Here is a 14,798-nt window from a genome sequence, read left to right on the forward strand (position 1 = left end):
ATGAATGCTGAAGACTCCTTGAAACTTGCTCGCCGGTTTATCGGGTTGCCCCTGGAAAAGCGCCAGATGTTCCTTGCGGCCTTGCACAAGGAGGGCGTGGACTTCGCCCGTTTTCCGATTCCACAAGGGGTCGAGGCCGAGGATCGGCAAGCGCTGTCCTACGCCCAGCAGCGCATGTGGTTCCTCTGGCAATTGGACCCGCACAGCGGCGCCTACAACTTGCCGGGCGCGGTGCGCCTGACCGGGAAACTGAACCTGCCAGCCCTGGAGCAGGCGTTCGTCAGCCTGGTGGCGCGTCATGAAACCCTGCGCACGGTGTTCCAGCGTCAGGCCGACGAGTCCCTGCAACAAGCACCAACCCGTGCGCCGCTGGTGATCGAGCAAGTCGATTTCAGCGCGCTGCCAACCCTTGAGCGCGAACAGGCCGTAGCCGAGGCCGCTCAGCAGCAATCATTGCTGCCGTTCGATTTGGCCGTCGGGCCACTGCTGCGGGTCAAGCTGCTCAAACTCGCCGAGCAGGAGCACGTGCTGCTGCTGACCCTGCACCATATCGTGTCCGATGGCTGGTCGATGAACGTGTTGATCGACGAGTTCATCCGCTGCTACGACGCCCATGATGCCGGCGCGCAACCGCCGCTCGCGCCGTTGCCGATTCAGTACAGCGACTATGCCTTGTGGCAACGCCGCTGGCTGGAAGCCGGGGAGCAGGCGCGGCAGCTGGAATACTGGCAAGCGCAATTGGGCTGTGATCATCCGGTGCTGGAACTGCCCACCGATCATCCGCGCCCGGCGATGCCCAGCTATCGCGGCACGCGTTATGAGTTCGGCATCGACGGCCAACTGGCCGAGCAACTGCGAGCCACCGCGCAGAAGCACAACATCACCTTGTTCATGCTGTTGCTCGGCGCGTTCAACGCGCTGTTGCACCGTTACACCGGGCAGACCGACATTCGCGTCGGCGTGCCGATCGCCAACCGCAATCGCGGCGAAATCGAAGGCCTGATCGGTTTCTTCGTCAACACCCAAGTGCTGCGCACCCGGCTCGACGGCCAGACCCGCGTGGCCGATTTGCTCAGTGATATCAAGGAAACCGCCCTCGGCGCCCAGGCCCATCAGGACTTGCCGTTCGAGCGACTGGTGGAAGCGTTGAAGCTGGAGCGCAGCCTCAGCCACACGCCGTTGTTCCAGGTGATGTACAACCATCAGCCGCAGGTGGCGGACATTTCCACGGTGACCACCGCCTCGGGCCTGGAACTGGGCGTGATCGAATGGGAAGGGCGCACCACCCAGTTCGACCTGACCCTGGACACCTATGAAAAGGCCGGCACACTGCACGCCGCGCTGACCTACGCCAATGACCTGTTCGATGCGCCGACCATCGAGCGCATGGCGCGGCACTGGACCCATCTGCTGCACGGCATGGTCAGCGATAGCCAGCGGTGCATCAGCGATTTGCCGATGCTTGAATCCGAGGAATACCAGCGCATCGTTCATGACTGGAACCGCGCTGACCCAGGTTTCGCCGATGACCTGTGCATTCATCAATTGATTGCCAGACAGGTCGCGATGATGCCGGACGCGCTGGCGGTGACCTTCGCGGCCAAACAACTGACTTACGCCGAGCTCGACAGCCGCGCCAACCCACTCGCCCACAAGCTGATCGAGTTGGGCGTGGGCCCGGAAGTGCGGGTCGGCGTGGCAATGCAGCGTTCCGATAGTCTGCTGGTAGCGCTGCTGGCGGTGCTCAAGGCCGGCGGCGCCTACGTGCCGCTGGACCCGGATTACCCGGCCGACCGCGTGGCCTACATGCTCGAAGACAGCCGCGCTTTGGTGCTGCTGACCGAGCAGGCTGTTGCGGCAACGTTGAGCATCGCTGCCGAGGCGCAAGTGTTGTTGATGGACAGCGCCGAGCCGTGGCTGGCCGCTTACCCAAACAGCGCACCGGTGACCCGCGTCACGCCGGATAACCTCGCGTACGTGATCTATACCTCCGGTTCCACTGGCAAGCCCAAAGGCGTGGCCATCGCCCATCGCAACGTGCTGGCGTTGATCGACTGGTCGCAATCGGTCTACAGCCGCGATGATATTCAAGGTGTGCTGGCCTCGACCTCGGTGTGCTTCGACCTGTCGGTGTGGGAGCTGTTTGTCACCCTGGCCAACGGCGGCTCGGTCATCATCGCCCGCAACGCCCTGGAGTTGCCGCAACTGCCGGCCCGCGATCAGGTGCGCCTGATCAACACCGTGCCCTCGGCGATCAATGCATTGCAGCGCGACGGGCAGATCCCGCCGAGCGTGCGCATCATCAATCTGGCCGGTGAGCCGCTGAAGCAGAGCCTGGTGGAGGCGCTGTATCAGCAGCCGACCATCGAGCATGTCTACGACCTCTACGGTCCATCGGAAGACACCACCTATTCCACCTGGACTCGCCGCCAGGCCGGCGGCAGCGCCAACATCGGCCGGCCGCTGAAACGCACCGCCAGCTATTTGCTCGACGCCGATTTGCAACCGGTGCCGCAGGGTGTATCGGCTGAGCTGTACCTGGCCGGCGCGGGCATCACCCGTGGTTACCTGGCGCGGCCGGGCATGACCGCCGAGAAGTACGTGCCGAACCCGTTTGCCAGCAACGGCGAGCGTCTATATCGCACCGGTGACCTGACCCGTTATCAGGTCGATGGCGCGTTGCAATACGTCGGGCGTATCGACCATCAGGTCAAGGTTCGTGGTTTCCGCATCGAGCTGGGTGAAATCGAAGCGCGGCTGTTGCAGCAGGACGCGGTCCGCGAACTGGCGGTGTTGGCTCAGGAGGGCGTTAGCGGTCAGCAGCTGGTCGCCTACATCGTGCCGACCGATGCCGCGGTGTTGGCGGACATTGCCGATGCTCAAGCGAACCTGCGCGAAATCCTGAAAGCCGCGCTGCGCCAACATTTGCCGGACTACATGGTCCCGGCGTATCTGCTGTTCCTCGAACAATTGCCGTTGACCCCCAACGGCAAACTCGACCGCAAGGCCTTGCCGGCGGTCGACGGCACCCAGCAGCAACGTGAGCACGTGGCGCCACGCACTGCGCTGGAAAAGTCGCTGGCGGCGATCTGGCAGGACGTCCTGGCCATCGACAACGTTGGCCTGGAAGACAACTTCTTCGAACTGGGCGGCGACTCCATTGTGTCGATGCAAGTGGTCAGCCGCGCGCGTCAGGCGGGCATCCTGTTGAGCCCCAAAGACCTGTTCCAGCACCAGACCCTCCGCAGCCTGGCGCAAGTGGCCCGCAGCGGTGAACAGAACCTGATCGATCAAGGTCCGGCCGTTGGCGCGGTGGCCCTGGCACCGGTGCAGCAGTGGTTCTTCGAGCAAGCCATCCCTGAGCGTCATCACTGGAACCAGTCGTTGCTGCTGGTCCCGCGCGAAACGCTGGATGCGGGGGCGCTGGGTCAGGCGTTGGCGCAGTTGCTCGCGCACCACGACGGTTTGCGTCTGCGTTATGAACAGACCGACGCCGGTTGGCAGCAGGCCTATGGCGCAGCGTCTGTTGAGTCGGTGCTGTGGCAACGCTCGGCGCAATCGCTCGAAGAACTGAATGCCCTGTGCGATAAAGCCCAGCGCAGTCTTGATCTGAGACACGGCCCATTGCTGCGAGCGCTGTTGGTGAACATGGCCGACGGCACGCAACGGCTGCTGCTGGTGATTCACCACTTGGCGGTGGACGGTGTGTCGTGGCGGGTACTGCTGGAGGATTTGCAGCAGTTCTATCGCCAGGCACGCGACGGCTCGACGCTGACGACGGCGGCGAAAACCAGCTCATACCAGCGCTGGGTGGCGCGTCTGCAAAGCCACCTGCCAACGTTCCACAACAGTGTCGATTATTGGCAGGCGCAACTGCGCGATGCAGCGCAACACGACTTGCCGTGCGACCGCCCTGACGGCGCGCTGCAAAACCGTTTTGAGCAGAAAGTCGAACTGACCTTCGACGCCGAACAAACCCGCAAACTGCTGCAACAGGCGCCGGCGGCTTATCGCACCCAGGTTAACGATTTGCTGCTGACCGCGCTGGCGCGGGCCGTGTGCCGCTGGACCGGGCAGGGCAGCACGCTGATCCAGCTCGAAGGGCATGGCCGCGAAGACCTGTTCGACGACATCGATTTGACCCGCACCGTCGGTTGGTTCACCAGTCTGTTCCCGGTCAACCTGAGCCCGGCCAACGATCTCGGCGCGTCGATCAAAACGGTCAAGGAGCAACTGCGCGCGGTGCCGGACAAAGGTCTGGGCTACGGCGTGCTGCGTTATTTGGCCGATTCGCAAACGAGCAGCGCACTGGCGGCCTTGCCGCAACCGCGCATCACCTTCAACTACCTGGGGCAGTTCGACCGTCAGTTCGACGAAGCGGCGTTGTTTGTGCCGTCCAGCGAAGGCAGCGGCGCGGCCCAGGATCCGTCGGCGCCGTTGGCCAACTGGCTGACGGTCGAAGGCCAGGTGTACGGCGGCGAGCTGTCGATGAGCTGGGGCTTCAGCCGCGAGATGTTCGACACCGCGACCATCCAGCAACTGGTCGATCAATACGCCGCAGAACTCAACGCATTGATCGAGCATTGCTGCACCCTCGAAGCCCCACAAGCCACGCCGTCGGACTTCCCGCTGGCGCGCATCACCCAGGTGCAACTCGATGCACTGCCGGTGGCCGTCGGCCAACTCGACGACCTCTATCCACTGTCGCCGATGCAACAGGGGCTGTTGTTCCACACCCTGTACGAGCAGGCGGCGGGTGAGTACATCAACCAGCTGCGGGTGGATGTGCAAGGCCTCGACCCTGAGCGTTTCCGCGCCGCCTGGCAGGCCACGATCGATGCTCAGGACATCTTGCGCACAGGCTTTGTCTGGCAGGGCGAACTGGAACAGCCGGTGCAGATCGTCCACAAACAGGTGCAATTGCCATTCACCGTGCTCGACTGGCGTGAGCGTGACGATCAGGTTCAGGCCTTGAGTGAGCTGGCCGATGCCGAACGCCAACAAGGGTTCGACCTGAGCCAGGCGCCGTTGCTGCGACTGGTGCTGGTGCACACCGCAGACGATAGCTGGCAGTTGATTTACACCCATCACCACATCCTGATGGATGGCTGGAGCAACTCGCAGTTGCTCGGCGAAGTCTTGCAGCGTTACAGCGGTCGCGTACCGATGGCCACCGGCGGGCGCTATCGCGATTACATCGCTTGGTTGCAGCGTCAGGATGCACAACTGAGCCAGGACTTCTGGCGCGAGCCGTTGGCCTCCTTGCAGGAGCCGACCCGACTGGCACGGGTAGTGTCCGGCAACGAAAGCCTGAGCGGGCATGGCGACCACTTCCAGACCCTGGACGTCAGTCGCACCCAAGGCCTTGAAGCCTTTGCCCGGCAACAGAAAGTCACCCTCAACACCCTGGTGCAAGCCGCGTGGCTGCTGTTGCTGCAACGCTACACCGGTCATGAAACCGTGGCGTTCGGCGCCACGGTGGCCGGGCGTCCGGCAGACTTGCCCGGCATCGAGCAAGCGGTCGGCTTGTTCATCAATACCTTGCCGGTGATCGGCGCGCCACGTCCGGACCAAAGCGTCGGCCACTGGTTGCAAGCGGTACAGGCGCAAAATCTCAGCTTGCGCGAGTTCGAACACACGCCGCTGGCGGACATTCAGCGTTGGGCCGGGCAGGGGGGCGAAGCGCTGTTCGACAACATTCTGGTGTTCGAGAACTACCCGATTGCCCAGGCGCTGCAACAGGGTGCGGAGCAAGGCGTGGTGTTCGGCGACGTCGCCAACCTTGAGCAAACCCATTATCCGTTGAGCGTTGCCGTGACATTGGGCCAGACCCTGACGCTGCATTACAGCTTCGACCGGGCGCATTTCTCCACGCCCGCGATCGAGCGCATCAGTGTGCACCTGCTGCAACTGCTGGAGCAGTTTGCCGAGTCGGCCGCACGCAACCTCGGTGAAATCGCCTTGGCCAGCGCTGCCGAACGGGCGCAGCAACAGGCCAATAACCAGCCGCAGCCGTACCCGGTGAATGTCGCCGTGCACCAGTGCATCGCCGAACTCGCCGCCCAGCGCCCGGAGCGCACAGCGGTGATCTTCGCCGGCCAGCGGTTCAGCTATGGCGACATCGACCAACGCGCTAATCAGTTGGCCCACGCCCTGATCGCGCGGGGTGTCGCCCCGGAAACCCGGGTCGGCGTGGCCTTGCCGCGCAGCGAAAGGGTGATCGTCGCGCTGCTGGCGGTGCTCAAGGCCGGCGGTGCCTACGTGCCGCTGGACACCAGCTACCCGCGCGAACGCCTGGCCTATCTGATCGAGGATTCGGGGCTGGCGTTGTTGCTCACCGATTCGTCGGTTTCTGCGCAATTGCCAGTGGATGATTCGGTCCCGGTGCTGGAACTCGACCGTCTCGATCTGCGCAGCCAATCCCTCACTGCGCCCAAGGTGCCGCTCGATCCGCAGAACCTCGCTTACGTCATTTACACCTCCGGTTCCACCGGTAATCCCAAAGGCGTGAGCGTCGCCCATGGCCCGCTGGCGATGCATTGCCAGGCCATCGGTCAGCGCTATGAAATGCGTGACAGCGACTGCGAATTCCACTTCATGTCCTTCGCCTTCGACGGTGCCCACGAGCGTTGGCTGACCAGCCTGACCCACGGCGCCTCGCTGCTGATTCGCGACGACAGCCTGTGGACGCCGGAACAGACCTACAACGCCATGCGCGAACACGGCGTGACGGTGGTGGCGTTCCCGCCGGTCTACCTGCAACAACTGGCCGAACACGCCGAACGTGAAGGCCACCCGCCGAAGGTGCGGATCTACTGCTTTGGCGGCGATGCCGTGCCCAACGCCAGTTTCGAGCGAGTCAAGCGCGCGCTCGATCCGGACTACATCATCAACGGCTACGGCCCGACCGAAACCGTGGTCACGCCGTTGATCTGGAAGGCCGGGCGCGACGTGCCGTGCGGCGCGGCCTACGCGCCGATCGGCAGTCGCATCGGTGACCGCAGCGCTTACGTGCTGGACGCCGACCTGAACCTGCTGCCCCAAGGCATGGCCGGTGAACTGTACCTGGGCGGCACTGGCTTGGCCCGGGGTTATCTGAACCGTCCGGGGCTGACAGCGGAGCGCTTTGTCGCCGATCCGTTCAGCGCGGTCGGTGGCTTGCTGTACCGCACCGGCGACCTGGTGCGGCAGCGGGCCGATGGTACGTTCGATTACCTGGATCGCATCGACAATCAGGTGAAAATTCGCGGTTTCCGCATTGAACTGGGGGAAATCGAAGCGCGCCTGCAAACCCTCGACGGGGTACGCGAAGCGGTGGTGGTCGCCCAGGAAGGCACCGCCGGCAGCGGCAAGCGTCTGGTGGCTTATGTGGTCGCCGATGCGCTCAACGCCGAACGTGCTGATTTCGCCGACAGCCTGCGCGAGCAACTTAAAGTCGCGCTGCCGGCGCACATGGTCCCGGCATATTTGCTGCTGCTTGAGCGCCTGCCGCTGACCCCCAACGGCAAACTCGACCGCAAGAACCTGCCCAAGCCGGACGTCAGCCAATTGCAGCAAGCCTATGTGGCGCCGCAAAGCGCGCTGGAGCAGCAACTGGCGACGATCTGGCAAGACGTGCTGAAACTCGATCAGGTCGGGTTGAGCGACAACTTCTTCGAACTGGGCGGCGATTCGATCATCTCGATTCAAGTGGTCAGCCGTGCTCGTCAGGCCGGAATCCGCTTCACCCCCAAAGACCTGTTCCAGCACCAGACCATTCAGGCACTGGCCACGGTGGCGCAGTTTGGCGAACAAGCCCAGGTCATCGATCAAGGGCCGGTGACCGGCGAATTGCCGCTGTTGCCGGTGCAGCGGGTGTTCTTCGAGCAGGCCATCCCCGAGCGTCAGCACTGGAACCAGGCGGTGATGCTCACACCGACGCAAAAACTGAATGCCAATGTGCTTGAGCAGGCGTTGAGCGCACTGGTTGTGCACCACGATGGCTTGCGCTTGAGTTTCGTCGAACAGGACGAGGGCTGGCAGGCACAGTACCGCGCGCCGGGCAGCCACACCGAGGCGTTGCTCTGGGCGGTCGACGTCGCCGACGCCACGGCACTGGAAGCGCTGGCCAACCAAGCGCAACGCAGCTTGAACCTGCAACACGGGCCGCTGCTGCGCGCGGTGCTGGCGAACCTCGATGACGGTACTCAGCGCATGTTGCTGGTGATCCACCATCTGGTGGTGGACGGCGTGTCGTGGCGGATTCTGTTTGACGATCTGCAAACCGCTTACCGTCAGCTGTTGACCGGCGAGCCCCTGCAATTGCCGGGCAAAACCAGTGCGACCAAGGTCTGGGCCGAGCACCTGCAAACCTACGCCCGCAGCGCGGAGCTGCGCAGCGAGCTGGCCTGGTGGCAACGGCAGTTGCACGGCGCCGACGTGGCGTTGCCGGTGGATAACCCCGAGGGCGGGCAACAGCACAAGCACGCACTGACGGTGCGCACGCAACTGAACAAGGCGCTGACCCGGCAACTGCTGCAAGACGCTCCGGCGGCGTATCGCACTCAGGTCAACGACCTGCTGTTGACCGCTCTGGCCCGCGTCATGGTGCGCTGGACCGGTACCGACAGCGCGTTGATCCAGCTCGAGGGCCATGGTCGTGAAGAGCTGTTCGACGGCGTCGATCTGACCCGCACCGTCGGCTGGTTCACCAGCCTGTACCCGGCGAAACTGACGCCGGTCGCTGACCTGGGTGGCTCGCTGAAACAGATCAAGGAACAGCTGCGCGCGATCCCGAACAAGGGCCTCGGTTTTGGTGCACTGGCCCATCTGGGTGACGACGCTGCGCGTCAAATCCTCAACCAATTGCCGGTGCCGTGCCTGACCTTCAACTACCTGGGCCAGTTCGACGGCAGCTTCACCGCAGCCGACGGCGCCTTGTTCGTACCGTGCAGTGACGCGGCCGGCGATGAACTGGACGCCCGGGCGCCATTGGCCAACCAGTTGGCCCTCAATGGTCAGGTGTATGGCGGCGAACTGAACCTGGGCTGGACCTTCAGCCGCGAACGGTTTAATGAGGCGACCATTCAAGCGCTGGCCGACGATTACGCCCAGGAACTGCAAGCGCTGATCGCCCATTGCTGCCAGGCCGGACAGCACGGCGTTACCCCGTCGGACTTCCCGCTGGCGCGCTTGAGCCAGGCACAACTGGACGGCTTGCCGCTGGCGCCGCAGTCGATCGAGGACCTGTATCCGCTGTCGCCGATGCAGCAGGGCATGTTGTTCCATGCCGTGTACCAGGAAACCTCCGGCGATTACATCAACCAGATTCGCCTGGACGTCGATGGGCTAGAACCCGAGCGTTTCCATCAGGCCTGGCAAGCGGCGGTGGAGGCCCACGACATTCTGCGCACACGCTTCGTCTGGCAGGGCGAACTGGAAAACCCGGTGCAGGTGGTCAGCAAGCACGCGCAGATGCCTTATAGCCTGCATGATTTACGCGCCCATCCGCAGCGCGATCAGGCCTTGCAGACGCTTGCCGACACGGAACGCCAACAGCTCAACTTGAGCGCACCGACCTTGTTGCGGTTGGTGATTGCGCGTATCGACGACCACCGTCATCACCTGATCTACACCAACCATCACATCCTGATGGATGGCTGGAGCAACTCGCAGTTGCTCGGCGAAGTGCTGCAGCGTTACAGCGGCCAGTTCAACGCCGCTCACAGCGGACGTTACCGCGATTACATCGCCTGGTTGCAACGCCAGGACACGGCGGCCAGCGAAGCGTTCTGGACCTCGGCGCTGCACGCGCTGGACGAGCCGACGCGCCTGGCCCAGACCGTCGCGAAACCACAAGCGTCTATCGACACCCAAGGTTATGGCGATCACTTCCAGGTGCTGGAGGCCGATCTGACCCTGCGTCTGGGCGAGTTTGCCCGGGCCGCGAAAGTCACCGTCAACACGCTGGTTCAGGCGGCCTGGTTGCTGCTACTGCAACGCTACACCGGTAAAGACACCGTGGCCTTCGGTGCAACGGTCGCCGGTCGCCCGGCGGACTTGCCGGGTGTCGAGCAGCAGATCGGGCTGTTCATCAACACCTTGCCGGTGATCGCCAGCCCTCGGGCCGAGCAATCGCTCACGAGTTGGCTGCAAGCGGTGCAAGGGAAAAACCTGGCGTTGCGCGAGTTCGAACACACCGCGCTGTTCGATATTCAGCGCTGGGCCGGGCAGGGCGGTGAAGCGCTGTTCGACAACATTCTGGTGTTCGAGAACTACCCGATTGCCCAGGCCCTGGAGCAGGGCGCCCCGCAAGGGCTGCGCTTTGGTCCGGTGGCCAGTGTCGAGCAGGCCAACTATCCGCTGACTCTGCTGGTGAGCCTCGACACGCAACTGTCGATGCACTTCAGCTATCAGCGCGGCAGTTTTGCGCCAGCGACGGTGACGCGATTGGCGGCTCATTTGCAGCACTTGTTGAGCCAGATGATCGACGCCGGTGAGCGCTGCCTCGGCGAGCTGGTGCTGTTGGATAAAACCGAGCAGCAACAAGTGTTGCTGGACTGGAACCCTACTGACGAAAGTTTTGCCCAGGAGCTGTGCATTCACCAGTTGATCGACCGCCAGGTCGCCGTCCAACCGGATGCACAGGCGGTGACCTTCGCGGCCAAAAAACTGACTTACGCCGAACTCGACAGCCGCGCCAACCCACTCGCGCACAAGCTGATCGAGTTGGGGGTTGGCCCGGAAGTGCGGGTTGGCGTGGCGATGCAGCGTTCCGATAGCCTGATGGTGGCGTTGCTCGCGGTGCTCAAGGCCGGCGGCGCCTATGTGCCGCTGGACCCGGATTACCCGGCCGACCGCGTGGCCTACATGCTTGAGGACAGCCGTGCTTTGGTGCTGCTGACCGAGAAGGCTGTTGCGGCAACATTGAACGTGACGGCGCACACTCAAGTGTTGCTGATGGAGCGGATCGAGGCGCAACTGGCGGATTATCCGCGCAGCGCGCCGGTCACTCGCGTCACGCCGGATAACCTCGCGTACGTGATCTACACCTCCGGCTCCACCGGCAAGCCCAAAGGCGTGGCCATCGCCCATCGCAACGTGTTGGCGCTGATCGACTGGTCGCAATCGGTGTACAGCCGCGACGACATTCAAGGTGTGCTGGCCTCGACCTCGGTGTGTTTCGACCTGTCGGTGTGGGAGCTGTTTGTCACCCTGGCCAACGGCGGCTCGCTGATCATCGCCCGCAACGCCATGGAGTTGCCGCAACTGCCGGCGCGGGATCAGGTGCGCCTGATCAACACTGTACCGTCGGCGATCAATGCGCTGCACAGTGCCGGGCAGATTCCGCCGGGCGTGCGCATCATCAACCTCGCCGGTGAGCCGCTTAAACAGTCGCTGGTCGACGCGCTTTATGGGCAGCCGACCGTTGAGCATGTCTACGACCTTTACGGCCCGTCGGAAGACACCACCTATTCCACCTGGACCCGTCGCGAAGCGGGTGGCACAGCGAACATTGGTCGCCCGCTCAAACACACCGCCAGCTATTTGCTCGACGCCGATCTGCACCCGGTGCCACAGGGCGTATCGGCCGAGTTGTACCTGGCCGGTGCCGGCATCACCCGGGGTTACCTGGGCCGGCCGGGCATGACCGCCGAGAAGTACGTGCCGAACCCGTTCACCAGCAACGGCGAGCGCCTGTACCGCACCGGCGATCTGACCCGCTATCAGGCCGATGGCGTGCTCGAGTACCGAGGCCGAATCGATCATCAAGTGAAGATCCGCGGTTTCCGCATCGAACTGGGTGAAATCGAAGCGCGCCTGCTGGAGCAGCCTGCGGTTCGCGAAGTGGCGGTGCTGGCGCAGGAAGCCCTGGGCACTCAGCAACTGGTGGCCTACGTGGTCGCTTCACCACTGGAGCTCGATGATCAGCAGTCCCTACGCGATGAACTCAAGGCACGGCTCAGGGAGTCTTTGCCGGAATTCATGGTCCCGGCGCACCTGCTGTTCCTCGAACAATTGCCGCTGACGCCCAACGGAAAACTCGACCGCAAGGCGTTGCCGACGGTGGAGGGCGGTCATTTGCAGGGGCGTTATGTCGCCCCGCAGAGCGAGCGGGAGCAGCAGGTCGCGGCGATCTGGCAGCACGTACTGCAAGTCGAACGGGTCGGTCTGCTGGACAACTTTTTTGAACTGGGCGGCCACTCGTTGCTGGCCGTCAATGTGGTTTCACGCCTGCAACTGGAACTGGGCCTGAAACTGACCCCGCAACTGATTTTTCAACACCCCGTACTCACGGATTTCGTCAGCCGTCTGGCAACCGCAGGTGAGCAGGTCGATACGTTGAAACTGAGCAAGCTGGACGCCCTGCTTGATGAAATGGAGGAAGCTTGATGGATACCAATGTCGCTTTGAAGATCGCCCGGCGCTTCATTACTTTGCCGCTCGACAAGCGCAGGGTCTATCTGCAGAAGATGCTCGAGGAGGGTGTTTCGCCAGCGAACCTGCCGATTCCCGAAACACAGTCGCAGTTCGATCCGGTGCCGCTGTCCTTTGCTCAGGAACGCCAGTGGTTTCTCTGGCAAATGGACCCCGACAGCGCCGCCTACAACATCCCCAGTGCCATGCACTTGCAGGGCAAACTTGACGTAGCAGCACTCGAACGCGGTTTCAATGCGCTGATTGCTCGTCATCAAAGCTTGCGCACCACGTTCCGGCAGCAGGATGAGCAAGCGGTGCAGGTGATTCATCCGCACATGAGCCTGACCGTCGCCGTGCATGAACTGGATGAACGCCCCGATGCCCTGCCGCCAGAGGCGCAGATTCAAGCGTTCGTCGCCGAACAGACCGGGCAGCCGTTCGACCTGATCAACGGACCGCTGTTGCGCGTCAACCTGCTGCGAATTGGTGCGCAGGAGCACGTGCTGACCCTGACCCAGCACCACATCGCCTCGGATGGCGCGTCGATGCGGGTCATGGTCGATGAACTGCTGCAACTGTATGGCGCTTATCGCCAGGGCCAGGAACTCGCTTTGCCGCCACTGTCGATCCAGTACGCCGACTATGGCATTTGGCAACGGCACTGGATGGAAGCCGGGGAGCGCGAGCGGCAGCTGGAGTATTGGCAGGCGCACTTGGGCCGCGAGCATCCGGTGCTGGAATTGCCCACCGATTACCCGCGCCCGGCGGTGCAGAGCCTGCGTGGTGCCCGTCATGAGCTGGCGTTGCCGCCGGCACTGGGTGAGCGCCTGAGGGCCTTGGCCAAAAGCGAAAACGTCACCCTGTTCATGCTGTTGCTGGCGTCGTTCCAGACCTTGTTGCATCGCTACAGTGGCCAGGCCGACATCCACGTCGGCGTGCCCACCGCTAACCGCAACCGGGTCGAGACCGAACGGCTGATCGGGTTCTTCGTCAACACCCAGGTGCTCAAGACCGAGTTCGATGCTCAGGCCACGTTCAGCACGCTGCTGGCCCAGGTCAAACAGACCGCGATGGCCGCCCAGGCGCATCAGGACCTGCCTTTCGAACAGTTGGTCGAGGCCTTGCAGCCGGAACGCAGCCTGAGCTACAGCCCGCTGTTCCAGGTCATGTACAACCACCAGAGCACCGGCGCCAGCCAAAGCCGCCAGGGCACGGGCGAGTCAGCGCTGACGATCCGCCACTTGCATCAGCCATCGCGCACCGCGCAATTCGACCTGACCCTGGAAACCTTCGACGGCCCCGAGGGCCTCGGCGCACAGCTGACCTACGCCACCGACCTGTTTGACGGCGCGACCATCGAGCGTCTGGCACGGCATTGGCAAAACCTGCTGGGCAGTATTGTTACCGATCCGCAGCAGCGTGTAGGCGAACTAGGCCTGCTCGACGAAACCGAACAACAGCAGGTGCTGGTCGACTGGAACCGCAGCGCCGTCGAATACCCGACCGACCGCTGCATCCATCAATTGATCGAAGCCCAGGCCCGGCGCACGCCAGAGGCCACGGCGCTGGTGTTCGCCGGGCAATCGTTGAGTTATGCACAACTCAATCGCCAGGCCAACCAGTTGGCCCATCGGCTGATCGAACGGGGCGTCGGCCCGGATCAGTTGGTCGGTATCGCCATCGACCGCAGCCTGGAAATGCTGATCGGTCTGTTGGCGATTCTCAAGGCGGGCGGTGCCTACGTGCCGCTGGACCCGCAATACCCTGAAGACCGTCTGGCGCACATGATCGAGGACAGCGGTCTGCAACTGCTGCTGACCCAGGCGCATTTGACCGGGCAGCTACCGATTCCGGCCGGCGTGCAGATCCTGTTGCTCGACCCGCAAGGCGAACACGCTCGCGGTTACAGCGAGGCCGATCCGCAGGTATCGCTCAGCGGAGAGAACCTGGCGTATGCGATTTACACCTCCGGCTCCACCGGCAAGCCCAAAGGGGTGATGGTGCGCCATCAGGCGCTGGTGAACTTCGTGGTGAGCATGGTCAAGGCGCCAGGCATCGATGCCCAGGACCGTATGCTGTCGTTGACCACGTTTTCGTTCGATATTTTCGGCCTGGAAATCTACGGCCCGCTGCTCAGCGGTGCCCGTGTGGTGCTGGTGGACAAGCACACCGCCCAGGATCCGCAAGCGCTGCTGGAGATGATCCGGCAGCAGCAAGTCACCGTGGTGCAAGCCACGCCGTCGACCTGGCGCATGTTGCTCGACCACGAGCAGGCGCCCATCCTCCAAGGCTGTAAATTCCTCTGCGGCGGCGAAGCGCTGGCCGATGACCTGGCCCAGCGCATGCTCGGCCTGGCGGGGCAGGTCTGGAACCTTTATGGCCCAACCGAAACCACCATC

The 14,798-nt window shown here is 63.2% G+C and carries 2 protein-coding genes (1 of these 2 only partly in view); both read left to right on the top strand.

Translation table 11 applies throughout. The features are described from left to right. A complete protein-coding gene (locus J3D54_RS18315; RefSeq protein ID WP_253421048.1) occupies window positions 1-12,372 on the top strand; it encodes a non-ribosomal peptide synthetase in 12,372 nt (4,123 codons plus the stop codon). Beyond that, window positions 12,372-14,798 carry the beginning of a non-ribosomal peptide synthase/polyketide synthase gene (locus tag J3D54_RS18320; RefSeq protein ID WP_253421052.1) on the top strand. 11,073 nt of this gene lie beyond the right edge of the window, so only the first 2,427 of its 13,500 coding nucleotides appear in the window; it begins with the start codon at window positions 12,372-12,374; the stop codon falls past the right edge of the window. Before J3D54_RS18315 ends, J3D54_RS18320 begins: the two co-directional genes overlap by 1 nt.

This window comes from Pseudomonas sp. GGS8, assembly GCF_024168645.1.
Classification (GTDB): Bacteria; Pseudomonadota; Gammaproteobacteria; order Pseudomonadales; family Pseudomonadaceae; genus Aquipseudomonas.

What these genes read in the sequence shown, in the direction of transcription:
- J3D54_RS18315 (WP_253421048.1), top strand. Translation starts at nt 1, where the DNA reads ATGAATGCTGAAGACTCCTTGAAACTTGCTCGCCGGTTTATCGGGTTG.